16 protein-coding genes, 1 tRNA gene and 1 rRNA gene are annotated in these 26,379 nt (G+C 71.2%); 15 read left to right on the top strand and 3 right to left on the bottom strand.

Annotated features, from left to right (window positions below; translation table 11 throughout):
* The 3 genes from rrf to ACIQ6R_RS29975 all read left to right on the top strand — a co-directional run.
* A 5S ribosomal RNA gene (rrf, locus tag ACIQ6R_RS29985) occupies positions 1 to 91 on the top strand; the annotation flags it as partial.
* Between the two features lie 114 nt (positions 92 to 205).
* Positions 206 to 868, top strand: a complete 663-nt coding sequence (locus ACIQ6R_RS29980; protein ID WP_404224724.1) for a DegT/DnrJ/EryC1/StrS family aminotransferase — start codon at positions 206 to 208, stop codon at positions 866 to 868.
* A gap of 78 nt (positions 869 to 946) precedes the next feature.
* Positions 947 to 1,022, top strand: a tRNA-Thr gene (locus tag ACIQ6R_RS29975).
* A 55-nt stretch (positions 1,023 to 1,077) separates the two neighbouring features.
* On the opposite strand, the gene ACIQ6R_RS29970 is transcribed toward ACIQ6R_RS29975, so the two are convergent.
* On the bottom strand, positions 1,078 to 3,828 hold the full coding sequence (locus ACIQ6R_RS29970) for a SpoIIE family protein phosphatase (RefSeq protein WP_404224713.1): 2,751 nt from the start codon (positions 3,826 to 3,828) through the stop codon (positions 1,078 to 1,080).
* Positions 3,829 to 4,220: 392 nt separating this feature from the next.
* On the opposite strand from ACIQ6R_RS29970, the gene ACIQ6R_RS29965 reads away from it, so the two are divergent.
* The 12 genes from ACIQ6R_RS29965 (at position 4,221) to ACIQ6R_RS29910 (ending at position 20,117) form a co-directional block, all read left to right on the top strand.
* Positions 4,221 to 9,695 (top strand): HAMP domain-containing protein, encoded by a 5,475-nt coding sequence (locus ACIQ6R_RS29965; protein ID WP_404224711.1) that lies wholly within the window; start codon positions 4,221 to 4,223, stop codon positions 9,693 to 9,695.
* Positions 9,696 to 10,088: 393 nt separating this feature from the next.
* Positions 10,089 to 10,763, top strand: coding sequence for a response regulator (locus tag ACIQ6R_RS29960; RefSeq protein WP_345636616.1), 675 nt, complete (start codon positions 10,089 to 10,091; stop codon positions 10,761 to 10,763).
* 155 nt (positions 10,764 to 10,918) lie between these two features.
* On the top strand, positions 10,919 to 13,678 hold the full coding sequence (locus tag ACIQ6R_RS29955) for a DNA translocase FtsK (protein WP_404224709.1): 2,760 nt from the start codon (positions 10,919 to 10,921) through the stop codon (positions 13,676 to 13,678).
* Between the two features lie 262 nt (positions 13,679 to 13,940).
* Positions 13,941 to 14,789 (top strand): helix-turn-helix domain-containing protein, encoded by an 849-nt coding sequence (locus ACIQ6R_RS29950; protein WP_404224707.1) that lies wholly within the window; start codon positions 13,941 to 13,943, stop codon positions 14,787 to 14,789.
* A 91-nt stretch (positions 14,790 to 14,880) separates the two neighbouring features.
* On the top strand, positions 14,881 to 16,362 hold the full coding sequence (rimO, locus tag ACIQ6R_RS29945) for a 30S ribosomal protein S12 methylthiotransferase RimO (RefSeq protein WP_404224706.1): 1,482 nt from the start codon (positions 14,881 to 14,883) through the stop codon (positions 16,360 to 16,362).
* Entirely contained in the window at positions 16,359 to 17,177 is an 819-nt protein-coding gene (gene pgsA / locus ACIQ6R_RS29940) for a CDP-diacylglycerol--glycerol-3-phosphate 3-phosphatidyltransferase (protein WP_404224705.1), read from the top strand. Before rimO ends, pgsA begins: the two co-directional genes overlap by 4 nt.
* Complete coding sequence (locus tag ACIQ6R_RS29935) at positions 17,174 to 17,719, top strand: CinA family protein (protein ID WP_404224703.1); 546 nt, start codon at positions 17,174 to 17,176, stop codon at positions 17,717 to 17,719. The genes pgsA and ACIQ6R_RS29935 overlap by 4 nt, the downstream gene beginning before the upstream one ends.
* Positions 17,720 to 17,828: 109 nt before the next feature.
* The gene (locus ACIQ6R_RS29930; protein WP_007387871.1) at positions 17,829 to 18,209 is read left to right on the top strand and encodes a helix-turn-helix domain-containing protein; all 381 of its coding nucleotides are present in this window, start codon (positions 17,829 to 17,831) and stop codon (positions 18,207 to 18,209) included.
* Between the two features lie 206 nt (positions 18,210 to 18,415).
* A complete protein-coding gene (locus ACIQ6R_RS29925; RefSeq protein WP_404224702.1) occupies positions 18,416 to 18,886 on the top strand; it encodes a Dps family protein in 471 nt (156 codons plus the stop codon).
* Positions 18,887 to 18,893: 7 nt separating this feature from the next.
* On the top strand, positions 18,894 to 19,193 hold the full coding sequence (locus tag ACIQ6R_RS29920) for a hypothetical protein (protein WP_404224700.1): 300 nt from the start codon (positions 18,894 to 18,896) through the stop codon (positions 19,191 to 19,193).
* Positions 19,194 to 19,251: 58 nt separating this feature from the next.
* On the top strand, positions 19,252 to 19,632 hold the full coding sequence (locus ACIQ6R_RS29915; RefSeq protein WP_404224723.1) for an ArsR/SmtB family transcription factor: 381 nt from the start codon (positions 19,252 to 19,254) through the stop codon (positions 19,630 to 19,632).
* On the top strand, positions 19,632 to 20,117 hold the full coding sequence (locus ACIQ6R_RS29910; RefSeq protein WP_404186858.1) for an SRPBCC domain-containing protein: 486 nt from the start codon (positions 19,632 to 19,634) through the stop codon (positions 20,115 to 20,117). The genes ACIQ6R_RS29915 and ACIQ6R_RS29910 overlap by 1 nt, the downstream gene beginning before the upstream one ends.
* Before the next feature lie 54 nt (positions 20,118 to 20,171).
* Here ACIQ6R_RS29910 and ACIQ6R_RS29905 read toward each other — a convergent pair whose 3' ends face one another.
* Both ACIQ6R_RS29905 and ACIQ6R_RS29900 read right to left on the bottom strand, forming a co-directional pair.
* A complete protein-coding gene (locus ACIQ6R_RS29905; RefSeq protein ID WP_404224698.1) occupies positions 20,172 to 21,011 on the bottom strand; it encodes an Fpg/Nei family DNA glycosylase in 840 nt (279 codons plus the stop codon).
* Positions 21,012 to 21,029: 18 nt separating this feature from the next.
* Positions 21,030 to 26,006, bottom strand: a complete 4,977-nt coding sequence (locus tag ACIQ6R_RS29900; protein WP_404224696.1) for an ATP-dependent helicase — start codon at positions 26,004 to 26,006, stop codon at positions 21,030 to 21,032.
* Positions 26,007 to 26,379: the final 373 nt, after the last annotated feature.

Raw genomic sequence — 26,379 nt, 5'->3', positions numbered from 1 at the left:
GCCCGGTTACATTTCGAACCCGGAAGCTAAGCCTTACAGCGCCGATGGTACTGCAGGGGGGACCCTGTGGGAGAGTAGGACGCCGCCGAACAATCATTCAAAGGGTTGGACCCCGAACTTCGGTTCCGGGTCCAACCCTTTTTTGTTTTCCGTCACTTGAAGTTCACGTTGCGCTACGACCATCACTCATATGGGTACCGCAGCAATGCTCAGGGCCGCCGGCGTAGGAGTCGGCGACGAGGTCGTCGTACCTGCCTTCGGGAACGTGGAAGTCGCCGAGGCCGTGGCGCTGGTCGGCGCGCTGCCGGTGTTCGCGGACATAGATCCGGAGACGTACTGTCTGGACGCCGCCTCGGTGGAGGCGGCGCTGACGTCGCGGACCGCGGCCGTGGTCGCCGTACACCGCTTCGGGCGGCCGGCGGACCTGGGGCCGCTGCACCGAGTCGGGCAGCGGCACGGGCTGCTCGTGCTGGAGCAGGGCGAGTCCGAGCTGCCGTACGACGAGGTGGCGCAGCGCAGGCAGCGGGCCGCCTACCTCGACGGGAAGTTGAGGGGCGTGCGTACCCCGGACTGGGGTGAGGGGCACACGTATCAGCAGTACGTGGTGCGGGTGCCGGGCAACGGGCGGCCGGATCGTGACGCGTTCGCCCGGGCCGTGCGGGGGAGGGGAGTCGAGTGCCGGGTGCCGGTGAAGACGCCCGTGCACAGGATGCCCGGATTCAGGCGGTGCGTGTCGTTGCCGGAGACGGAGCGGGCCGCCGACGAGACACTCGCGCTGCCGGTCGACGCCTCGTTGACCAAGCGGGACATGCAGCGGATCGTGTCCGCCTGCAATGCCCTGGGCGGGCTGCTGCAGCCGGCTTTCTGAAAGCCGTGGTTGGGAGCACCGGTCTGTTCGGGGTATGATCTATTCCGTTGCCGCGAGGGAAACCTCGCAAAGCGACAGGCCCCTATAGCTCAGTCGGCAGAGCGTCTCCATGGTAAGGAGAAGGTCAACGGTTCGATTCCGTTTGGGGGCTCCATCGCAAAGGCCCCGCCCAATTGGGCGGGGCCTTTCGCATGTTCTGACCCTGCGGGTCAGTCCGTGTGCGGCTCCGGGACGCGCATCGCGAGAATCGCCATGTCGTCGGACGGGGCGTCGGAGGCGAAGCGCTCGACCGCGCGCATGATGCGTGCCGCCACCGCGCCGGCCGTCAGGCCCGTGCACGTGGTGAGGACGTCGGCGAGGCCGTCGTCGCCCAGCATGCGCGTGCCCTCGCGGCGTTCGGTCACGCCGTCCGTGACACAGAGCAGTACGTCGCCCGGGTCGAGGGTGACCGTCTCCTCGTACAGCTCCAGGTCCTCGATGACGCCGAGGAGCGGCTGCGGCTCCGCCGCCGGTTCGACCGTGCCGTCCTGGCGCAGGCGGAGCGGCAGCGGATGGCCGGCGCAGACCACCCTCAGCTCGGCGCTGCCGTCCTCCTGCGGGCGCATCTCGCCGTAGAGGAGGGTGAGGAAGCGGCTGCGGGCGCCCTCGTCGAGGATGGCCGAGTTGAGGCGCTCCAGGACCGCGGGGCCGCTGAGCCCCTCGCGGGCCAGCAGGCGCAGGGCGTGCCGGGCCAGGCCGGTGACGGCCGCCGCGTTCGGGCCCGTACCGCAGACGTCGCCGATGGCGAAGCCGTAGGCGCCGTCGCTGATGGGGAACAGGTCGTAGAAGTCGCCGCCGACCTCGTTGCCCTCGCCGGCCGCGCGGTAGATGACCTCGACCTCGACGCCGTCGATCAGGGGAAGCTCGGGCGGCAGGAGGCTGCGCTGGAGGGACTGGCTGATGGCCGTCCGCTCGGAGTAGAGGCGGGCGTTGTCCAGGGCCAGGGCGGCTCGGCGGGACAGGTCCTCGGCCAGTTCCAGGATCTCCTGGCGGAAGTGCTCGTCGGTCGGCTTGCCGAGCGTGAGCATGCCGATGACGCGGTTGCGGGCGACCAGCGGGAGGACCACGGTCTCGCCGCCGACCGCGGAGGCCGTGGCCAGGCTCGGGCCGATTCCGGAGTTCAGCTTGGGTGTCGGGCCGCCGCGCAGGCCCAGGTCGCGCATGGAGGTGCGCAGGGCCGCCTGGTGGGCAAGCTCGCCGGGAGCCGTCCACACGCGGGCGCCCGGGGAGGGGACCGGATCGGGCGGGGAGATCTTCGAGAGCAGGGACTTGATGCCGTCGATGAGCTCCTCGTCCTCGTGCAGGACGTAGGAGAGGTACGGGTCCGAGGCCTGGTCGGCGATCGTGTAGACGGCGCACCAGGTGGCCAGCGTCGGGACCGTCATCTGGGCCATCAGGGCCAGGGTCTGGTCACGGTCCAGGGTGCCGGCGAGGAGGTCGGAGGCCTCGACGAGGAAGCTGAGGGAGCCGCGGCGCAGCCGTTCCAGCTCGCCCAGGCGGGCGGACTCGACGGCCAGGGCGATGCGGTCGGCGGCGAACTGGAGGCGGAGGGCCTCCTCGTTGGAGTACCGGGCGGCGGACTCGGCCGCGACGCCGAGGGAGCCGGTGAGACGACCCTCGACCTTGAGGGGGACGGTGACGACCGAGCGCATGCCGGTGCCGTTCAGCAGCGGGACGGCGCCGGGGACGGCCTCCAGGTCGTCGTGGACGGCGGGCATGCGGGCGGAGCCGTAGCGTCCGGGGCCGGCCTCGACGGGGACGCGGGCGAAGCGCTGGCGGGCGGAGGGCAGGCCCGTGGAGGCGCGGACCTCCAACTCCGTCTCGTCGTCGGTCGCCAGGAGCAGGAAGGCGGCGTCGGCGTCGAGCATGTCGCGGGCGCGCTCGACGGTGCGCTGGAGCAGCCCGTCGAGGTCGTCCGGGGCGGGGGAGCCGATGAAGACCTCGAAGGGATCGGCACTCTGGCTCTCGCCGGACGACGCGTCGGAGGCCGGTCCGCGCATCGGGGTCTGCAGGACGGCGCGTTCGTTGTCCCGGACGAGGAGGCAGACCGTGGAGGGTTCGCCGCCGGCGTCGCGGACGCGGAGGTGGGAGGCGTAGACCGGTGTGACGCGGCCGTCGGCGCCCCGCATGCCGTAGCTGCCCTCCCAGCGGGAGAGCTGGAGCGCCTCGGCGACACCGGTGCTGGTGCCCGGCGTGTGCGGCCAGGCGGTGAGGTCGGTCAGCGGCTTGCCGATGACCTGCTCGGCGGAGTAGCCGAAGAGGTCCTCGGCGTCCTCGTTCCAGGACGTGACGGCGCCGGCGCGGTCGATCTGGACGACGGCGACGCGGACACGGGCGTCGGCGAGCGGGAGCAGGTCGGCCGGGAGGGAGGGGCCGGCGGCGCGGGTGCCGACCGGGCGCTCCGGGAGATGGAGGTGGAACCAGACGTTCTTGAGCGTGGGCGTGTACTCGACGCCCCAGCGGTCGGCCAGGGCCGCGCACAGCTGGAGGCCGCGGCCGCCCTCGCGGTCCAGGCTGCCCATGTCCGCGGGAGAGCCCTGGAGGGGGACCTCGCGCTCGGGGTAGTGGTCGGCCACCTCGATCCGTACGCCGTCGTCGCTGCGCAGGCACAGGACGTCGGCGGTGGTGCCGGCGTGCACCACGGCGTTGGTCACCAGTTCGCTGGTGAGCACCACCGCGTCGTCGACGATGTCGGCCTGGCCCCAGCCCTGGAGCGTGTCCCGGACGAAGGACCGGGCGCTCGCCACCGATCGTCCGACGGGCTCGAAGCTGGCGGCCGCGCGCGCGGTGATCACAGAACTCCTCGACCCTCTTTCCCCGTGCACGGCCTCATGGCCGACCGGCTCGCGCCGCTGCTGCGGCAGTCCACCCGTCGGCCCGGGATCCGGGGGCTGCTCCCCCGGGATCAGTCCGGTGGTCATGTCCGGCCGCCCCTCCGATGCCCGCTCGTCTCCGTGCCACCGTCCAGGCCGGACGGACCGGCACGGCTGGACAGCCGCATGCAAGGTTACTTACCTTCGCCGTCCCTGCGGATGCCGGTCTGCAGTGTTTCCGCCCAGAGGGTGTGCGGACGATGTGCGAAGCTGCCGAACTGTTATGGCCTGGTTCGGCCGGGGTGAAACACTGGGCAGGCTTCTTATGAAGTCCGGGCAGGCTGAATGCGCACCGAGTGCGGCGGGCAGCAGGCCCGGGAGCGGTCGGACAAGCCGGTCCGGATCGCGTGGCAGCACAGAGAATACGCGGCAGTAACCGGTTCGCCGAGCGGTGGCAACCGGGCACAGCAGTAACGGTCGACCCCTGCGGGAGGGACACAGTGGAGTCTGGCGCAGCGACGCGGGGCACTAAGGCGCGCGCGAAAGGCGGACAGTCCCTGAGTAACCAGGGCAGAACGCGGGGCGGAAGTACGACCGTGGACACGGCCGCGCTGAACCGGCTGCTGGCGGCTCTGGTCGCCATGCGGGAGGGCAACTTCCGCAAACGGCTCACGGTGTCCGGCGACGGCGTGATGTCGGAGATCGCGGCGGTCTTCAACGAGGTGGCCGACCGCAATCTGCACCTCACGGGCGAGCTGGCCCGGGTGCGGCGCATGGTCGGGCGTGAGGGAAAACTCACGGAACGGCTGGAGACGGGTGCCTGCGAGGGGTCCTGGGCGACCGCGATCGACAACTCGAACGCGCTCGTGGACGACCTCGTGCGGCCCGTCTCCGAGGTCAGCCGGGTGCTGTCGGCGGTGGCGGACGGTGATCTGTCGCCGCGTATGGAATTGCGGACGCAGACGGTGGAGGGCGCCGGTCACCCGCTGCGCGGCGAGTTCCTGAAGGTCGGGCGGACCGTGAACAACCTGGTCGACCAGTTGTCGACGTTCACGGACGAGGTCACGCGGGTGGCCAGTGAGGTCGGTACCGAGGGCAAGCTGGGCGGACAGGCCCAGGTGCGCGGTATGTCGGGTTCGTGGAAGGACCTGACGGACTCGGTCAACACGATGGCGTACCGGCTCACCGCTCAGGTGCGGGACATCGCGCTGGTGACGACGGCGGTGGCCAAGGGCGATCTGTCCCGGAAGGTCACGGTTCACGTGGCCGGCGAGATGCTGGAGCTGAAGAACACCGTCAACACGATGGTGGACCAGCTCTCCGCGTTCTCCTCCGAGGTGACGCGCGTCGCCCGGGAGGTGGGCACCGAGGGCGCCCTGGGCGGGCAGGCCCAGGTGCCGGGCGTGGCCGGGGTGTGGAAGGAGCTCACCGACTCCGTCAACACCATGGCCGGGAATCTGACGGCCCAGGTGCGCGAGATCTCCCACGTGACGACCGCGGTCGCCAACGGCGACCTGTCGAAGAAGGTGACGGTGCCGGCCCGGGGCGAGGTCGCGCAGCTCGCCGAGACGATCAACCAGATGACCGAGACGCTGCGGATCTTCGCCGACGAGGTCACCCGCGTCGCCAACGAGACCGGCGGCGAGGGGCAGCTCGGCGGTCAGGCGAACGTGCCGGGCGCGGCGGGGATCTGGAAGGACCTGACGGACTCCGTCAACACCGTCTTCCGGAACCTGACCACCCAGGTGCGCGACATCGCCGCGGTGACGACGGCCGTGGCCAGTGGTGACCTGTCGCAGAAGGTCACGGTGGACGTGGCCGGCGAGATGCTGGAGCTGAAGAACACCGTCAACACGATGGTGGACCAGCTGTCCGCCTTCGGTGCCGAGGTCACGCGGGTGGCCCGCGAGGTCGGTGTCGAGGGTGAGCTGGGTGGTCAGGCGCAGGTGCCGGGGGCGGCGGGGACGTGGAAGGACCTGACCGACTCGGTCAACACCGCGTTCCGCAACCTCACCGGTCAGGTGAGGAACATCGCCCAGGTGACGACGGCGGTGGCCAACGGTGACCTGTCGCAGAAGGTCACCGTGGACGTCTCCGGCGAGATGCTCCAGCTGAAGAACACCGTGAACACGATGGTGGACCAGCTGTCGAGCTTCGCCGACCAGGTCACCCGGATGGCCCGGGACGTGGGCACGGAGGGCCGTCTCGGCGGTCAGGCCCGCGTCGACGGCGTGTCGGGGACCTGGAAGGAGCTGACGGACTCCGTCAACTTCATGGCGGGCAACCTGACCTCCCAGGTGCGGCAGATCGCCCAGGTGACGACGGCGGTGGCGCGGGGCGACCTGTCGCAGAAGATCGACGTCGACGCGCGCGGCGAGATCCTGGAGCTGAAGAACACCATCAACACGATGGTCGACCAGCTCTCCGCCTTCGCCGAGCAGGTCACCCGGGTCGCCCGCGAGGTGGGCACGGAGGGCCGCCTCGGCGGTCAGGCACAGGTGCCGGGGGTCGCCGGTGTGTGGCGCGACCTGACCGACTCGGTGAACGGCATGGCCGGGAACCTGACCGCGCAGGTGCGCAACATCGCGCAGGTCGCGACGGCGGTGGCCCGCGGTGACCTGTCCCAGAAGATCACCGTGGACGCGCGCGGGGAGATCCTGGAGCTGAAGAACACGCTGAACACGATGGTGGACCAGCTGTCGTCGTTCGCCCAGGAGGTCACGCGTGTCGCGCGTGAGGTGGGCACCGAGGGCATCCTCGGCGGTCAGGCGGAGGTGCAGGGCGTCTCCGGTACCTGGAAGGACCTCACGCAGTCCGTGAACGGCATGGCCAACAACCTGACCATGCAGGTGCGCAACATCGCCGAGGTCACGACGGCCGTCGCCAAGGGTGACCTGTCGAAGAAGATCACCGTCGACGCCAAGGGTGAGATCCTCGAACTCGTCACCACCGTCAACACGATGGTGGACCAGCTGTCGTCCTTCGCCGAGCAGGTCACGCGCGTGGCGCGCGAGGTGGGCACCGAGGGCATCCTGGGCGGCCAGGCGAGCGTGCCCGGCGTCGTGGGCATCTGGAAGGACCTCAACGACAACGTCAACCTGATGGCCAAGAACCTCACGGTCCAGGTGCGGAACATCTCCCAGGTGGCCGCGGCCGTCGCCAACGGTGACCTGACGCGGACGGTGACGATCGAGGCGCGCGGCGAGGTCGCGCAGCTCGCCGACACCTTCAACACCATGGTGCGGACGCTGCGGTCCTTCGCCGACCAGGTGACCAAGGTCGCCCGCGAGGTGGGCACCGACGGCATCCTGGGCGGCCAGGCGCAGGTGCCGGGGGTGGCCGGCACCTGGAAGGACCTCACCGAGTCGGTGAACCAGATGGCGTCCAACCTGACCGGTCAGGTGCGCAACATCGCCATGGTGACGACGGCGATCGCCAAGGGCGACCTGACCAAGAAGATCGACATCGACGCGCGCGGCGAGATCCTGGAGCTGAAGACGACCATCAACACGATGGTCGACCAGCTGTCGTCCTTCGCCGAGGAGGTCACCCGCGTGGCCCGCGAGGTGGGCACCGAGGGCCAGCTCGGCGGCCAGGCGCGCGTGCGTGACGTCGACGGCACCTGGCGGGACCTGACGGAGTCCGTGAACGAGATGGCGGGGAACCTCACCCGGCAGGTGCGTGCCATCGCGCGCGTGGCGACCGCGGTGACCCGCGGCGACCTGAACCTGAAGATCGACGTGGACGCCTCCGGGGAGATCTCCGAGCTCCAGGACTACATCAACAAGATGATCGCCAACCTGCGCGACACCACGATCGCCAACAAGGAGCAGGACTGGCTCAAGGGCAACCTGGCCCGGATCTCCGCGCTGATGCAGGGCCGCCGGGACCTCCAGGACGTGGCCTCGCTGATCATGAGCGAGCTCACCCCGGTGGTCTCCGCGCAGCACGGCGCGTTCTTCCTCGCCATGCCCTATGCCGAGGGGCAGGAACAGGCCGGCGCCCACGAGGACCAGTACGAGCTGCGCATGCTCGGGTCGTACGGCTATTCGGTGGGCTCCATGCCCACGTCCTTCCGGCCGGGGGAGGCGCTGGTCGGCACGGCCGCCGAGGAGAAGCGCACGATTCTGGTGGAGAACGCGCCGAGCGGCTACCTGAAGATCTCCTCCGGGCTCGGGGAGGCCCCGCCCGCCCAGGTGATCGTCCTGCCGGTGCTGTTCGAGGGGCAGGTGCTCGGCGTCATCGAGCTGGCGTCCTTCACCCCGTTCACGCAGATCCAGAAGGACTTTCTCAACCAGATCGCCGAGATGATCGCGACGAGCGTCAACACCATCTCCGTCAACACCAAGACGGAGGTGCTGCTGAGCCAGTCGCAGGAGCTGACCGAGCAACTGCGCGAGCGGTCGGAGGAGTTGGAGCAGCGGCAGAAGGCGCTCCAGTCGTCCAACGCCGAACTGGAGGAGAAGGCCGAGCTGCTGGCGCAGCAGAACCGCGACATCGAGGTGAAGAACACCGAGATCGAGGAGGCGCGGCAGGTCCTGGAGGAGCGCGCCGAGCAGCTCGCGGTCTCGATGCGCTACAAGAGCGAGTTCCTCGCCAACATGTCGCACGAGCTGCGTACGCCGCTCAACTCGCTGCTGATCCTGGCCAAGCTGCTCGCCGACAACGCCGACGCGAACCTGTCCCCGAAGCAGGTCGAGTTCGCCGAGACGATCCACGGCGCCGGCTCCGACCTGCTCCAGCTGATCAACGACATCCTCGACCTGTCGAAGGTGGAGGCGGGCAAGATGGACGTCTCCCCGACGCGCATCGCGCTCGTCCAGCTCGTCGACTACGTCGAGGCCACCTTCCGGCCGCTGACCGCGGAGAAGGGCCTGGACCTGTCGGTGCGGGTGTCGCCGGAACTGCCCGCCACGCTGCACACCGACGAGCAGCGGCTCCTCCAGGTGCTGCGCAATCTGCTGTCCAACGCCGTGAAGTTCACCGACTCGGGCGCCGTCGAGCTGGTCATCCGGCCGGCCCGGGACGACGTTCCGCAGGGCATCCGGGAGCAGTTGCTGGAAGCCGGTTCGATGACCGACCCGGACGCGGAGCTGATCGCGTTCTCCGTGAGCGACACCGGTATCGGGATCGCGGCGAGCAAGATGCGGGTGATCTTCGAGGCGTTCAAGCAGGCGGACGGCACCACCAGCCGCAAGTACGGCGGTACGGGTCTGGGGCTGTCCATCTCGCGGGAGATCGCGCAACTGCTCGGCGGTGAGATCCACGCGCAGAGCGAGCCCGGCCGCGGGTCGACGTTCACGCTCTACCTGCCGCTGCACCCGAGCGAGCTGCCCGCACACGGCTACCAGCAGCCCTATCCGGCCCTGGAGTCCGGCGGGGCGCTCGCCACTCCGGGCGCGATGCCCGAGCCGTCCGGGTCGCAGGCGGAACCGCCGGCCGAGGTGAGGTCGTACCAGGACGCGCAGAACGGTGCCGCGACGCTGTTCCGTCGCCGCCGCAGGGCGACCCCGGAGACCGAGGACCTGCCCGCGGCGCGGGAGCAGCAGCCGGCCGCCGAGCAGGAGGCCGCGCCGCAGCCGAGCCGGGGCATCCGGTTCGGCGGGCAGAAGGTGCTGATCGTCGACGACGACATCCGCAACGTCTTCGCGCTCACCAGCGTCCTGGAGCAGCACGGCCTGTCCGTGCTGTACGCCGAGAACGGACGCGAGGGCATCGAGGTACTGGAGCAGCACGAGGACGTGGCGGTCGTCCTGATGGACATCATGATGCCCGAGATGGACGGGTACGCCACGACCACGGCGATTCGCCGGATGCCCCAGTTCGCCGGCCTGCCGATCATCGCGCTGACCGCGAAGGCGATGAAGGGCGACCGGGAGAAGGCGATCGAGTCGGGCGCGTCCGACTACGTGACCAAGCCGGTCGACCCCGATCACCTGCTGACGGTGATGCGGCAGTGGATGCGGGAGGAGTGAGGAGTAGGTTCGTACGGGCACCGGGCGGTACGTACGGGCAGTGTGCCCGCGGTATGTGCGGGCACCGTCCGCGCGGCACGTTCGGGCAGTGTGCGAACGTGGGTGTACGCGAGCGGCGGGAACCTTCGGCGTTCACACGGAGTTGCTGACTCAGTGTGCCCGAAGTCGTGTAGAAGTACGGGATTCGGGGAACCTTCTGGTCTCCCGCTGCGTTTCTGCTACGTGCACAGTGACATCGCGGTGACAGGGTGTGGCGACAGGCGGGGTGCGGCTACGATGACCGGCACAGGGACGGGCGGCGCAAGGGAGTCGTCCCCTGGGGCGGCGCCCGCCGGTGCTGCCTCAAGTCCTGCGGACAGGGGAGGCCCCACGCCGGGGCGAGGAGGGCGGGCCATGGTGCAGAAGGCCAAGATCCTCCTGGTCGATGACCGGCCGGAGAATCTGCTGGCGCTGGAGGCGATCCTCTCGGCGCTCGATCAGACGCTGGTGCGGGCATCGTCCGGGGAGGAAGCGCTCAAAGCACTGCTCACGGACGACTTCGCGGTCATTCTGCTGGACGTCCAGATGCCGGGCATGGACGGTTTCGAAACCGCCGCGCACATCAAGCGACGGGAGCGGACCCGGGACATCCCGATCATCTTCCTCACCGCGATCAACCACGGCCCGCACCACACCTTCCGGGGGTACGCGGCGGGCGCGGTGGACTACATCTCCAAGCCGTTCGACCCGTGGGTGCTGCGCGCGAAGGTCTCCGTCTTCGTCGAGCTGTACATGAAGAACTGCCAGCTGCGTGAGCAGGCGGCACTGCTGCGCCTCCAGTTGGAGGGCGGCGGCAAGGCCGCGGCCGGTGAGGCCAAGGAGCCGGCGGGACTGCTCGCCGAGCTGTCGGCGCGGCTGGCGGCCGTGGAGGAGCAGGCCGAGGCGCTCTCCAAGCAGCTCGGCGACGAGTCGACGGACGCGGCCGCGGTGGCGACGGCGGCACATCTGGAGCGCAAGCTCACCGGACTGCGGCGGGCGCTGGACGCCCTGGAGCCGGGTGCGTCCGGAGGCCAGGCCGCGGTCAACTGACGTCCGTTGGCGGGCCGGCTCGGTGAGTCGGCCCGTGAGGGCATGTCAGCGCCTGTACCGGAGGCGTCAGTTCCGGTCTCCTGCGTGGACGACACGAACGGGTGAAGCGGTGGGCACACGTGTCGACCGCCGTCTCCCCCGGTAACCTCACACCTATGGCCTCACGTCCCTCCGCAGCCAAGAAGCAGCCCGCGAAGAAGGCGGCCGCTCCCGCGAAGGGTCCGGCGAAGAAGGCCGCTGCGAAAAAAGTGCCCGCCAAGAAGGCGCCCGCCAAGAAGGCCGCGGTGAAGAAGCCCGCGCCCCAACCGGTACCCAGCCCGACCGGAGGCGTCTACCGGCTCGTGCGCGCCCTCTGGCTGGGCATCGCGCACGCCGTCGGCGCCGTCTTCCGCGGGATAGGGCAGGGCGCGAAGAACCTCGACCCGGCGCACCGCAAGGACGGCGTCGCGCTGCTGCTGCTCGGCGTCGCGCTGATCGTCGCCGCGGGTACCTGGGCCGACCTCAAGGGCCCCGTAGGCGACCTCGTCGAGATCCTGGTGACCGGCGCCTTCGGCCGTCTCGACCTGCTGGTGCCGATCCTGCTCGGCGCCGTCGCCGTGCGCCTGATCCGGCACCCGGAGAAACCCGAGGCCAACGGCCGGATCGTGATCGGCCTGTCCGCGCTCGCCATCGGCGTCCTCGGGCAGGTGCACATCGCCTGCGGCTCACCGGCCCGCGGCGACGGCATGCAGGCCATAAGGGACGCCGGCGGCCTCATCGGCTGGAGTGCGGCGACCCCGCTGTCGTACACGATGACCGACGTCCTGGCCGTGCCGCTGCTCGTGCTGCTCACCGTCTTCGGGCTGCTGGTCGTCACGGCCACTCCGGTCAACGCCATCCCGCAGCGGCTGCGGCTGCTCGGCGTACGGCTCGGCCTCGTCCGCGACCCGGAGGCGGAGGCCGACGCGTTCGGCGAGGACGACGAGCGCTACGAGGAGCAGTGGCGCGAGGCGCTGCCGGCCAAGCCCCGCAGGCGCGGCGGGGGACCGGCGGCGGAGCCGTACGACCCCGACGCGGCCGAGGAGGAGGCGCTCACCCGGCGTCGCGGCAGGCCCAGGCGGTCCGCCGTGCCGCAGCCCGACATGAACCGGCCGATGGACGCCGTGGACGTCGCCGCCGCGGCCGCCGCCGCGCTCGACGGCGCCGTGCTGCACGGGATGCCGCCCTCGCCGCTGGTCGCCGACCTCACCCAGGGCGTGAGCACGGGGGACCGCGAGTCGACGTCGCCGACTCCGACGCCCGTGCCGGCCGCGCGGCCGCAGCCCGGGAAGCTCAAGCAGGACAAGGCGCGGAAGGACGACCCCGACGGCGGTGCGGCGGTGGTCGCCGACCTCACCAAGACGCCGCTCCCCAAGGAGCGGGACCTGCCGCCGCGCGCCGAGCAGCTTCAGCTCTCCGGCGACATCACCTACTCGCTGCCGGGCCTCGACATGCTCACCCGCGGCGGGCCCGGCAAGGCGCGCAGCGCCGCCAACGACGCCATAGTCGCCTCGCTGACCACCGTCTTCACCGAGTTCAAGGTCGACGCCGCCGTCACCGGCTTCACCCGCGGGCCGACGGTCACGCGCTACGAGGTCGAGCTCGGACCCGCCGTGAAGGTCGAGCGGATCACCGCACTGGCCAAGAACATCGCGTACGCCGTCGCCAGCCCCGACGTGCGGATCATCAGCCCCATCCCCGGCAAGTCCGCGGTCGGCATCGAGATCCCCAACACCGACCGGGAAATGGTCAACCTCGGCGACGTGCTGCGGCTCGCGGAGTCCGCCGAGGACGACGACCCGATGCTGGTCGCCTTCGGCAAGGACGTCGAGGGCGGCTACGTCATGCACTCGCTGGCGAAGATGCCGCACATACTGGTCGCCGGCGCCACCGGATCCGGCAAGTCGTCCTGCATCAACTGCCTGATCACCTCGATCATGATGCGGGCGACCCCCGAGGACGTGCGGATGATCCTGGTCGACCCCAAGCGCGTCGAGCTGACCGCGTACGAGGGCATCCCGCACCTGATCACGCCGATCATCACCAACCCGAAGCGGGCCGCCGAGGCGCTCCAGTGGGTCGTGCGCGAGATGGACCTGCGCTACGACGACCTCGCCGCCTACGGCTACCGGCACATCGACGACTTCAACCGCGCGGTGCGCGAGGGCAAGGTCAAGCCGCCCGAGGGCAGTGAGCGCGAGCTGCAGCCGTACCCGTACCTGCTGGTGATCGTGGACGAGCTGGCCGACCTGATGATGGTGGCACCGCGGGACGTCGAGGACGCGATCGTGCGGATCACGCAGCTCGCGCGCGCGGCCGGCATCCACCTGGTGCTCGCCACCCAGCGGCCGTCCGTGGACGTCGTCACCGGCCTGATCAAGGCCAACGTGCCCTCCCGGCTGGCCTTCGCGACGTCCTCCCTGGCCGATTCGCGGGTCATCCTCGACCAGCCCGGTGCCGAGAAGCTGATCGGCAAGGGCGACGGCCTCTTCCTGCCGATGGGCGCGAACAAACCGACCCGTATGCAGGGCGCGTTCGTGACCGAGGAAGAGGTCGCGGTCGTCGTACAGCACTGCAAGGACCAGATGGCGCCCGTCTTCCGCGAGGACGTCACCGTCGGCACCAAGCAGAAGAAGGAGATCGACGAGGACATCGGCGACGACCTCGACCTGCTGTGCCAGGCGGCCGAGCTGGTCGTCTCCACACAGTTCGGGTCGACCTCCATGCTCCAGCGCAAGCTGCGCGTCGGCTTCGCCAAGGCCGGGCGTCTGATGGACCTGATGGAGTCGCGGAGCATCGTCGGGCCGAGCGAAGGCTCAAAGGCTCGTGACGTTCTTGTGAAGCCTGACGAGCTGGACGGCGTGCTCGCGCTGATCCGGGGGGAGTCTGAAGGGTAGGGAACGGTACGCGGGGGGATCCTTCGACGGAGGGTCACGGAGGCCGGGTGGCCGATCGTGACTCACCCGTTAGGGATCATTGAGCAACCGTTTCCCCATGGCGTACGTCAAGTTGAGGGAAATGACAAACAGGTAGTCCACCATCGGGACGCGGGGCCATTCCGATGGCGTACAAAGTCCCGTCGTCCGGTTGCCCCACCCGTTTGTACCCCCCCTAGACTGAACGTCCAGCACAGGCGGCTAACGCTCGAAAGGCGCCCCCGTGTCCAACGGCAACTCCCCTGAAGACGAGCGTCCGACCGAAGACGTTTCCGACAGCGTTTCCGAGGAAGCCCGCCCCTCCATCGGCCGTGCCCTCCAGCAGGCACGGATCGCCGCCGGGTTGACCGTCGACGACATCTCCTCCGCCACCCGTGTCCGGATCGCCATCGTGCACGCCATCGAGGCGGACGACTTCACGCCCTGCGGTGGTGACGTCTACGCGCGCGGTCACATCCGGACCCTCGCCAAGGCCGTCCGGCTCGACCCGGCCGAACTGCTCGCGCAGTTCGACGCCGAACACGGTGGACGCCCGGCGCCGACACCCGCCGCGCCCCTGTTCGAGGCGGAACGCATCCGTCCCGAGCGGCGCGGCCCCAACTGGACCGCCGCCATGGTCGCCGCGATCGTCGCGGTGATCGGCTTCGTCGGCTTCACGTTCGTCAAGGGCGGCGACGACGGTGGCTCCGAGGCGAGCGTCGCCGAGGGCTCGCAGCCGTCGGCCGGCGAGTCCGCCTCGCCGAGCGCCAAGCCGAAAAAGCCCGCCGACCCGAAGCCGGACCCGACCGAGAGTGCCATCGCCGCCGCACCGCGGGACAAGGTGACGGTGAAGATCAGCGCCATCGACGATCCCAGCTGGCTCTCCGCGAAGGACCACAACGGCCGGCTGCTCTTCGACGGCCTGCTCAAGCAGGGCGACTCCAAGACCTTCCAGGACGACGAGAAGGTCGACCTCGTCCTCGGCAACGCGGGCGCTGTCCAGCTGTACGTCAACGGCAAGAAGATCGACGACTTCGAGCCGGGCTCCGTGCAGCGCCTCACGTACACGAAGGGCGACCCGCAGGCCGGATAGGGGCGCGAAAGGCGCTGACACGGACGGGTTGACCAAGATCGGGCAACCCCGTCGACGTGGGCTGTCGGCAGGACGAAGTAGTCTTGAGCCCATGCCTGAAAGCCGTACCGTCGCACTCGTCACCCTTGGCTGCGCCCGTAACGAGGTGGACTCGGAGGAGCTCGCAGGCCGTCTGGAGGCGGACGGCTGGAAGCTCGTCGAGGACGCCGGGGAAGCGGACGTCGCCGTCGTGAACACGTGCGGCTTCGTCGAGGCCGCCAAGAAGGACTCCGTCGACGCCCTCCTGGAGGCCAACGATCTCAAGGGCCACGGCAGAACGCAGGCCGTGGTGGCGGTGGGCTGCATGGCCGAGCGGTACGGCAAGGAGCTCGCCGAGGCCCTTCCGGAGGCCGACGGAGTCCTCGGCTTCGACGACTACACCGACATCTCCGACCGCCTGCAGACCATCCTGAACGGCGGCATCCACGCCGCCCACACCCCGCGCGACCGGCGCAAGCTCCTGCCGATCAGCCCCGCCGAGCGGCAGGAGGCCGGTGCCTCCGTCGCCCTGCCGGGGCACGGTCCGACCGACCTCCCCGAGGGTGTCGCCCCCGCCTCCGGGCCCCGCGCGCCGCTGCGCCGTCGCCTGGACGGTTCCCCGGTCGCCTCCGTGAAGCTGGCCTCCGGCTGCGACCGGCGCTGCTCCTTCTGCGCCATCCCGTCCTTCCGCGGCTCCTTCATCTCCCGCCGCCCGAGCGACGTGCTGAACGAGACGCGGTGGCTGGCCGAGCAGGGCGTCAAGGAGATCATGCTGGTCTCCGAGAACAACACGTCCTACGGCAAGGACCTCGGCGACATCCGCTTGCTGGAGTCGCTGCTGCCGAACCTCGCCGACGTCGACGGCATCGAGCGCGTGCGCGTCAGCTACCTCCAGCCGGCCGAGATGCGGCCCGGCCTCATCGACGTGCTGACCTCCACCCCGAAGGTCACGCCCTACTTCGACCTGTCCTTCCAGCACTCCGCGCCGAACGTGCTCCGCGCGATGCGCCGCTTCGGCGACACCGACCGCTTCCTGGAGCTGCTGGACACCATCCGGAGCAAGGCCCCCGAGGCCGGCGTGCGCTCCAACTTCATCGTGGGCTTCCCGGGCGAGACCGCCTCCGACCTCGCCGAACTGGAGCGGTTCCTGAACCACGCGCGGCTCGACGCCATCGGCGTCTTCGGATACTCCGACGAGGAGGGCACCGAAGCGGCGACCTACGGCGACAAGCTGGACGAGGACGTCGTCGCCGAGCGGCTGGCACGTGTGTCCCGCCTCGCCGAGGAACTCGTCTCACAGCGGGCCGAGGAGCGCGTCGGCGCGACCGTGCGCGTGCTCGTCGAGTCCGTGGAGTCCGCCGACGACGGGGACGGGGTGCGCGGCCGCGCGGAGCACCAGGCGCCGGAGACGGACGGCCAGGTGCTGCTCACGAGCGGCGAAGGCCTGAGTGTCGGTCGTATGGTCGACGCGAAGGTGGTCGGTACGGAGGGTGTCGACCTGGTGGCCGAACCGCTGCTGGGGTCGCCCGAGTGGAGTGAGGAGGCCGGCAGATGACCGGAGTCCCGGCGTCCGCGGCGGGCGGCTCCTCCGGTGCGCGCAGGGCCGGCCCGCGTGGACCCTCGGGCGCCGCGCAGGGACCGGTGGAGCGCGCGCCTTCGGGGGGCGCGGCTGAACCGGGAACGGCTGCACGGGGTGCGACGGAACGCGGCGCCGCGGAACGGGGTGCGACCGAGGGCGGTGTCGCCGGGCGCGGTGGCAAGATCGCGGCCGCCGCCGTCAACCAGGCGAGTGTCTGGAACGTCGCCAATCTGCTGACGATGCTGAGGCTGCTCCTCGTGCCGGCCTTCGTCGCGCTGATGCTCGGCAACGGCGGGTACGACCCGGCCTGGCGCTCGTTCGCCTGGGCCGCCTTCGCCGTGGCCATGATCACCGACCTCTTCGACGGCCACCTGGCGCGCACCTACAACCTCGTCACCGACTTCGGGAAGATCGCCGACCCCATCGCCGACAAGGCGATCATGGGGGCGGCGCTCATCTGTCTGTCCGCGCTGGGCGACCTGCCGTGGTGGGTGACGGCCGTCATCCTCGGCCGGGAACTCGGGATCACCGTGCTGCGGTTCGTGGTCATCCGGTACGGCGTCATCCCCGCGAGTCGCGGTGGCAAGCTCAAGACCCTCACCCAGGGCATCGCCGTCGGCATGTACGTCCTGGCACTGACGGGGCCCCTGGCCACCCTGAGGTTCTGGGTGATGGCGGCGGCGGTCGTCCTGACCGTGGCGACCGGGCTGGACTATGTGAAACAGGCCATTGTGCTGCGCCGCAAGGGAATCGCCGAACGCAGAGCGGCGTTGAAGGGGACGGAAGGTTGAGTTCCACGGCTGCCGACGTGGTGCGACTACTCACCGTCAGGGGCGAGACCCTCGCGGTCGCCGAGTCACTGACCGGTGGGATGGTGGCTGCCGCCATCACGGCGGTCCCCGGGGCGTCCAAGGCCTTCCGGGGCTCCGTGACCGCCTACGCGACGGAGCTGAAGCGGGAACTGCTCGGCGTCGACGCCACCGTGCTCGCGGCGCGTGGAGCGGTGGATCCGCAGGTCGCCGCCCAGATGGCGGCAGGTGTGCGCAAGGCGTTGGGTGCCGACTGGGGCATCGCGACGACAGGCGTCGCCGGCCCGGACCCACAGGACGGACAGCCCGTCGGGACGGTCTTCGTGGCCGTCGACGGGCCTGTCGGAGCAGACGACGGTTCCGCCTCTGGCGGAAAAGTGGAGGCGCTGCGGTTGAACGGCCACCGCGCGGAAATTCGTATGGAGAGTGTACGGAGCGTACTCGCACTCCTTTTGAGGGAGCTTGCGGGCGAACAGACCGGGAATGAGCGGGCACAGGATACGGAACGGAACGGGGGGTTTTGATGTTTGCAGCCCTGAGTGAACACGACATCGCTCCCCGCACGGCCGCGGCGCGAGGCGGTACGGTGGGGCGTGAAGGATGCGGTTACACGGTCCGAGGAGGGAGCCACCGATGATTCTGCTCCGTCGCCTGCTGGGTGACGTGCTGCGTCGGCAGCGCCAGCGCCAGGGCCGTACTCTGCGCGAAGTCTCCTCGTCCGCCCGAGTCTCACTCGGCTATCTCTCCGAGGTGGAGCGGGGGCAGAAGGAGGCTTCTTCCGAGCTGCTCTCCGCCATCTGCGACGCGCTGGACGTACGGATGTCCGAACTCATGCGGGAAGTGAGCGACGAGCTGGCCCTCGCCGAGCTGGCCCAGTCGGCCGCGGCCACGCCCAGCGAGACCGTACCGGCACCGGTGCGCCCGATGCTGGGTTCCGTGTCGGTGACCGGTGTGCCACCGGAACGGGTGACCATCAAGGCGCCCGCCGAGGCAGTGGACGTCGTCGCCGCCTGAGCGTCGAGAACGTGTGCGTGTGAGGCCCCGGCCGGGGTCTCTCCGGGAGGTCCCGGGGAGGTGCGGTCGGGGTTTTTGCGTATGCCCGTGAGGTCTCGCATGGGCGGGTGACGCGCGCCGGTGGGGGTTTCGCCCGGTTTGCCGGTCTCCGGTGGTGCGGTCATGGTGGAGGGGCATGGCCGGGGGGCCGACCGACGGAGGTGTGGATGTACGTCGTGAAGAGCCCGTTGTCCGACGCGAACCTGAAGACCGTGTCCGAGGCCTTGCAGGGCGGCCTCGTCGACCTGGTGGATCTGGCGCTGGTGGCGAAGCAGATCCACTGGAACGTGGTCGGTCCGCGCTTCCGTTCCGTACACCTTCAGCTCGACGAACTCGTCGGTACCGCGCGTACGCACTCCGACACCGTGGCGGAGCGCGCCTCGGCGCTCGGTGTGTCCCCGGACGGGCGTGCCGCGACGGTGGCCGTCGGCAGCGGCATCGATGTGACCCCGGAAGGGTGGGTCGACGACACCACCGCGGTACGGACGATCGTGGACGCCCTGGGTGCGGTGATCGGGCGGATGCGGGAGCGGATCGAGGCGACCGGGGACCCGGATCCCGTGAGCCAGGACATCTTCATCCAGATCACGGCCGACCTGGAGAAACAGCACTGGATGTTCCAGGCCGAAAACGGATGACGCGGTTATGACCTCCGCGCGGGCTGCTTGCCGGGCGGCCGCGCTGGGGCTCGGTGCGCTGTGGTGGTGGGCCGTGTTGCGTCTGGCGCTGGAGCCCGGCGCCGGGGTGCTCGAAGGGGCGGTCGCGGTCGGTGGCTGGGGGCTGAGCGTGCTGCCGGTGCACTGCGCGCCCAGGCGCCGGGCAGCGGGCGTCCTGAGCGCGGGGCGGTGGCGACGGGCCCTGCGGCATGGGGCCGGCGGTGCCTCGGCCTCCTCGCCGTCCCGGTCGGAGGCGCGCTCGAACTCCTCGCGCTCGGGCGGGCCGTGAGTGGCCGCCGGCGTGCGGAGCTTTACATCGGGACGTGACCGAGCTAACGTACAACCAAATGGTTGTAGATGGGGTTTCCGAAGTGGCCGAAGAGGGCGTGGACCGCTTGTTCCAGGCCCTTGCCGACACGACGCGCCGCGACATCCTGCGTCGCTGCGTACGGGACGACCTGTCGGTGTCGCGACTGGCCGAGGCCTATCCGATGAGTTTCGCCGCGGTGCAGAAGCACGTCGCGGTACTGGAGCGGGCCGGTCTGGTGGTCAAGCAGCGCCGCGGACGGGAGCAGATCGTGCGCACCGACCCCGACGCCGTGGGCCGGGCCCGGCAAGCACTGGACGAGTTGGAGACGGCCTGGCGTGGCCGGGTGGAGCGGATGTCCCATCTGCTCGCCCAGGACGCGGAACCCGATGCACACGACCCGACGGAAGGACAGAGCTGATGAGTGTCACCAGCTTGGACAAGGATCTCGACAACCTGACCTTCACCCTGATCGCGGACTTCGCGGCGCCCGTCGAGCGGGTGTGGCAGCTGTGGTCCGACCCGCGGCAGCTGGAGCGCTGGTGGGGCCCGCCGACCTATCCGGCGACGGTGGAGGAGTACGACCTGACCCCGGGCGGAGACGTCACGTACGTCATGACCGGACCGGAGGGTGACAAGCACCGCGGGTGGTGGCGGATCACCTCGGTCGACGCGCCGACGTCCCTGGAGTTCACCGACGGATTCTCCGACGCGGACGGCGTGCCGAGTGCCGACATGCCGACGATCACGACCCGGGTCACGCTCACCGAGCACGACGGCGGCACCCGTATGGAGATGCGCTCGGCCTTCGACACCCGGGAGCAGATGGAGCAGCTCGCGAAGATGGGCATGGAGGAGGGGCTGCGCGAGGCGGTCGGCCAGATGGACGGCCTGCTCGCCGGCTGAGCCCGTCGGCTCGGCGCTCTGACTCGGCGCGTCGCCTCAGCTCGCCGGCTCGAGTCACCCCGGCCCGTGCCGCGGCCCGGTACCGGTGCGGCCGCCCGGGCGCGGCGCGGGCCCGGGCTGGCAGGTCGGGCACCAGTACGTGGGACGCTCCCGGGAGCCGTCGCCCTGGTCCGCCACGCGGACCGACGTGCCGCAGCGCAGGCAAGGGCGGGGCGCCCGGCCGTACACGAACAGGTCATGACCGCGCAGACCCGTCGTACGACGGACTGGGCGGTCCCGGTTGGCCTCCAGGAGCCTCTTCGCGAGCGCGGGCAGCTTCACGGCGTGTGCGGCGGGCAGGTCCCCGACGGGGAGCCAGGGAGTGACGCCGAGCAGGAAGCAGAGCTCGCACTTGTAGACGTTGCCGACACCGGCGAGATTGCGCTGGTCGAGCAGGGCCTCACCGAGCGGGCGGGCGGGGTCCGCACGCAGGTTGGCCAGGGCCTGCTCGGGGTCCCAGTCCGGGCCCAGCAGGTCCGGGCCGAGATGACCGACGGCGCGTTCCTCGTCGGCGGTGCGGAGGATTTCCAGCACCGGGAGGCGATAGCCGACGGCCGTGCGGTCGGCCGTGCCGAGGATCACCCTGATCTGGTGCGCCGGGCCGCCGCTCCAGCGCTGACCGGCCGCGAACACCTTCCAGGAGCCGTCCATCCGCAGGTGCGAGTGCACCGTCAGGCCGCCGTCGACCCGGGTGAGCAGGTGTTTGCCGCGCGGGGTGACGTCCAGGACCGTACGGCCGGTGAGATCGGCCGTGGCGTACCGGGGCACGCGGAAGTCGCTGCGGGTCAGCACCTTGCCCGCGAGGGCGTCGTGCAGCCGTCGTGCGGCCTGCCAGACCGTATCTCCTTCGGGCATGGGTCAAGGTTGGCAGACTCAGGCTCTGATGCGCAGGCCGCGCGGCGTGGCGATGAACCCCGCCTCCTCCAGGAGCGGGCCGAAGGGGGACGTGAGGGCCGCCGCGCCGTTGACCCGCTCCACCGTCACCGTGCCGAGGGAACCGGCGCGGGCGGCAGAGGCGAGCGCCTCCGCGGCCGCCCGCAGACGAGGGTCGTCCGTGGGCAGGCCGTCCGGGGCGGAGGGCCAGAGCATGAGCGTCTTGCCGCCGCGCTCCACGTAGAGCGTCGGCTCGCCCTCGACGAGTACCACCAGGGAGCCCGCCTTGCGGCCCGGCTTGTGCGTGGCACCGGCCGGCGCTTCGGGCCAGCCGAGGGCCGCGCCGTAGGCGTTGGCCGGATCGGCGGCGGCCAGCACGACAGCCTGCGGACCGGCGGAGGCGCGGCCGCGACGGCCCGGAAACCCGGCGTCGTACGAACCGCGGGGGCCGCCGAAGCCGCCGTGGGCGCCGCCTCCGCGCGGACCGCCGGCGCCGGGCTCGGCGTAGTCGCGGGGGGAGATGTGGTCACCCCGGGAGGGCGGAAGCCGCGGAGGGACCGCGAAGACGTCGCCGGGTCGGTCCGGGGCGTCGATGTCCCCGTGACCGCCGGACGGGAAGTCGTCGAAGGGGGAGCCGCCGAAGACCGGGTCAACCGGACTGTCGGAGCCGTCGGGTGACACGTGGGTCTGGAGGCCGCCTCCGGTGACGTCCGGCCGCCCGGTCGGATCCTCGCCGCGCTCCCGGGCGTTCGAGACCGCGCGCAACCGGTCCACGGCACCCTCCATGGCGAACTGCGCCGCACCCAGTCCCTCCACGACATAGCCGCGCCGGGCCTGTCCGCTCTCCTCGAACGCGGCAAGGATGCGGTACACGGCGGAGAAGCCGCCTTCGACGCCCTCGGCGGCGACTGCGCCGCGGGTCACCACGCCGTGCCGGTCCAGGAGCGTGCGGGCCAGAGCGTGGGCGCGCACCGTGGCATCGGCCTCGCGGACCGGGAGCAGGGACCAGCGGCCCGCGACGGTCGGCGGGCCGGTGCGGGACGCGGGGCGGGCGGCGGCCGTCAGCGAGCCGTAGCGCCCGCGTGGCATCGCGCGCTTGGCGCGGTGGGCCGTGGAGCCCGCGGTGCGGCCGGAGCCCAGCAAGGAGCGCAGGGGGGCGAGGGTGTCGTTCGTCAGGCGTCCGGACCAGGCCAGGTCCCACAGGGCGTCGGCCAACTGCGGATCGGTGGCGTCCGGGTGGGTGGTGGCGCGGACCTGATCCGCGATCTGCCGGAAGAACAGGCCGTACCCGCCCGAGAGGGTGCTCAGGACGGACTCGTGGAGGGCGGTCGTCTCCAAGGGATGCGGGGGCGGCAGGAGCAGCGGGGCCGCGTCCGCCAGGTAGAGGGAGACCCAGCCGTCCTTCCCCGGGAGCGAACCCGCTCCGGCCCACACCACCTCACCGGCGGCCGTGAGCTCGTCCAGCATGGCCGGGTTGTAGTTCGCCACGCGGGAGGGCAGGACGAGCTTCTCCAGGGCGGAGGCGGGCACGGAGGCGCCCTGCAACTGCTCGACGGCGCGGACCAGTCCGTCGAGGCCGCGCAGCGAGTGCCCCTTGCCGATGTGCTGCCACTGGGGGAGGAACTGACCGAGCGCCGCCGGCGGCACCGGCTCCAGCTCGTGCCGCAGTGCGGCCAGGGAACGGCGGCGCAGCCTGCGCAGCACGGTCGCGTCGCACCACTCCTGGCCGATGCCGGCCGGATGGAACTCGCCCTGCACGACCCGGCCCGCCGCGGCGAGCCGCTGCAGTGCGCCCTCGGTGACCGCCACACCCAGGCCGAAGCGGGCCGCCGCGGTGACCGACGTGAAGGGGCCGTGGGTGCGGGCGTGGCGGGCGAGGAGGTCGCCGAGCGGGTCCTTGACCGGCTCGGTGAAGGCCTCGGGCACGCCTACGGGCAACGCCGTGCCCAGCGCGTCGCGCAGTCGGCCCGCGTCCTCGATCGCCGCCCAGTGGTCGCCGCCGGCGACGCGCACCCTGATCGCGCGGCGGGCCGCGGCCAGCTCCCGCGCCCACTGCGGCTCGGCGCCCCGCTCGGCCAGCTCGGCGTCCGTGAGCGGACCGAGCAGCCTCAACAGGTCCGCGACGCCCTCCGGGTCCTTGACGCGGCGGTCCTCGGTGAGCCACTGCAGCTCGCGCTCCAGCTCGGTGAGCACCTCGGCGTCGAGCAGCTCGCGCAGTTCCGCCTGGCCGAGCAGCTCGGCCAGCAGCCGGGAGTCCAGGGAAAGGGCGGCGGCACGGCGCTCGGCGAGCGGCGAGTCGCCCTCGTAGAGGAACTGGGCGACGTATCCGAAGAGCAGGGAGCGGGCGAAGGGGGACGGCTCCGGGGTGGTGACCTCGACCAGGCGCACCTTGCGGGACTCCAGGTCGCCCATCAGCTCGGCCAGTCCGGGCACGTCGAAGACGTCCTGGAGGCACTCGCGGACCGCCTCCAGGACGATCGGGAACGAGCCGTACTCGCTCGCCACCTCGAGCAGCTGCGCGGCGCGCTGGCGCTGCTGCCACAGCGGGGTGCGCTTGCCGGGGCTGCGCCGAGGCAGCAACAGCGCGCGGGCGGCGCACTCGCGGAAGCGGGACGCGAACAGGGCCGAGCCGCCCACCTGGTCGGTGACGACCCGGTCGACCTCGCCCTTGTCGAAGACGACGTCGGCCGCGCCGACGGGCGCCTGCTCGGCGTCGTACTCCAGCCCTGGCTTCGACGGTTCCTGGTCGAGCAGGTCCAGGCCCATCAGGTCGGCGTCCGGCAGCCGCAGGACGATGCCGTCGTCGGCGTGCATGACCTGGGCGTCCATGCCGTACCGCTCGGACAGGCGGGCGCCGAGCGCGAGCGCCCAAGGGGCGTGGACCTGGGCGCCGAAGGGCGAGTGGACCACGACCCGCCAGTCGCCCAGCTCGTCGCGGAAGCGCTCGACGACGATGGTGCGGTCGTCGGGGATGTGGCCGCAGGCCTCGCGCTGCTCGTCGAGGTACGCCAGGACGTTGTCCGCGGCCCAGGCGTCCAGTCCCGCGGTGACCAGGCGGAGCCGGGCGTCCTCCTTGGTGAGCGAGCCGACCTCGCGCAGGAACGCGCCCAGCGCGCGGCCCAGTTCGAGGGGGCGGCCCAGTTGGTCGCCCTTCCAGAAGGGCAGCCTGCCTGGCACGCCCGGAGCGGGGGAGACCAGGACCCTGTCGCGCGTGATGTCCTCGATGCGCCAGGAACTGGTGCCGAGCGTGAAGACGTCCCCGACGCGGGATTCGTAGACCATCTCCTCGTCCAGCTCGCCGACCCGGCCGCCGCCCTTCTTCGGGTCGGCCCCGGCGAGGAAGACCCCGAAGAGGCCGCGATCGGGGATCGTGCCGCCCGAGGTGACGGCGAGGCGCTGCGCGCCGGGACGGCCGGTGACCGTCCCGGCGACCCGGTCCCACACCACGCGTGGGCGCAGCTCGGCGAAGGCGTCGGACGGATAGCGGCCCGCGAGCATGTCCAGGACGGCGGTGAAGGCCGACTCCGGGAGTGAGGCGAACGGGGCGGCGCGGCGGACGGTGGCGAGCAGGTCGTCGACCTGCCAGGTGTCCAGCGCGGTCATCGCGACGATCTGCTGGGCCAGGACGTCCAGTGGGTTGGCGGGGACTCTGAGGGCCTCGATGGCGCCGCTGCGCATCCGCTCGGTGACCACGGCGGCCTGGACCAGATCGCCGCGGTACTTGGGGAAGACCACGCCCGTGGAGACCGCGCCGACCTGGTGCCCCGCGCGGCCCACTCGCTGGAGACCGGAGGCGACGGAGGGCGGTGACTCGACCTGGACGACCAGGTCGACGGCGCCCATGTCGATACCCAGCTCCAGACTGGAGGTGGCCACCACGGCGGGCAGGCGGCCCGCCTTGAGGTCCTCCTCGACGAGGGCGCGCTGCTCCTTGGAGACCGAGCCGTGGTGGGCGCGGGCGATCACCGCGGGGGCGCCCTGGGCGGCCCCCGAGCCGCCCATGAGTTCGGCGGGGGAGTGGTGATCGTCCAGAGGCTCACCGGTCGCCCGTTCGTACGCGATCTCGTTGAGCCTGTTGCACAGGCGCTCGGCCAGGCGCCGGGAGTTGGCGAAGACGATCGTGGAGCGGTGCGACTGGACGAGGTCGGTGATCCGCTCCTCCACGTGTGGCCAGATCGACGGACGCTCCGCGCCGTCATTGCCGTCCGCTACCGGGGAACCGCCCAGCTCGCCCAGGTCCTCGACCGGGACGACGACGGACAGGTCGAACTCCTTGCCCGAGTCCGGCTGGACGATCTCCACCTTGCCGCGCGGCGCGAGGAACCGGGCGACCTCGTCCACCGGACGGACCGTCGCCGACAGGCCGATGCGCCGGGCCGGCTTCGGCAGCAGCTCGTCCAGTCGCTCCAGGGTGAGTGCGAGATGGGCGCCGCGCTTGGTGCCGGCGACCGCGTGCACCTCGTCCAGGATCACCGTCTCGATGCCGGTCAGCGCGTCGCGCGTGGCCGACGTCAGCATCAGGAACAGGGACTCCGGGGTGGTGATCAGGATGTCCGGCGGGCGGGTGGACAGGGCACGGCGCTCGGCGGGCGGGGTGTCGCCGGAGCGGATGCCGACCCTGACCTCGGGTTCGGGCAGGCCGAGGCGTACGGATTCCTGGCGGATGCCGGTCAGCGGGCTGCGGAGATTGCGCTCGACGTCGACGGCCAGGGCCTTGAGCGGGGAGACGTACAGGACTCGGCAGCGCTTCTTGGGGTCGGCGGGCGGGGGCGTCGAGGCCAGCTGGTTCAGCGCGGCGAGGAAGGCGGCCAGCGTCTTTCCGGAGCCGGTGGGAGCGACCACCAGCACGTCCGAGCCCTCGGAGATGGCCTGCCACGCCCCCGCCTGGGCGGCGGTGGGCGCGGAGAAGGCCCCCGTGAACCAACCGCGGGTCGCGGGGGAGAAGCCGTCCAGGGCTCGGTGTGCGGAGCTGACCATGGATCCATCGTGCACCCGAGCACTGACAATCGGCCTGAGCTGGACGGGTGCGGGCCGCCGGCGCCGGCGCCGATGGGCGGTGCGGTGCGGTGCGGGCCCGTCGGGTGGCGGGGGCCGGTGCGGTGGGGTGGCGCACGTCCGGTCGGGCTCGGCGTCCCGCGGTGAGGCCGGGGTGCCGGGGTGCCCGGGGGTCTGTTCGGTGGTGCGCCCGGTGCGCCCGGTGCGCCCGGTGCCGACGGGTGGGACGTGCGGGACGGGTAGGACGGGCAGTCGTACGCCGCCGATCCCCGGGCGCCCTTCCCGGGACGGGCCGTGACTGCCCGTCCCGGGAAGGGCGGAGAACCGGCTTCGCCGCAGCCGTGACGGAGAATGG

It is taken from the genome of Streptomyces sp. NPDC096048 (assembly GCF_044763415.1).
Classification (GTDB): Bacteria; Actinomycetota; Actinomycetes; order Streptomycetales; family Streptomycetaceae; genus Streptomyces.
This window is presented reverse-complemented; position numbering and strand designations above follow the sequence as displayed.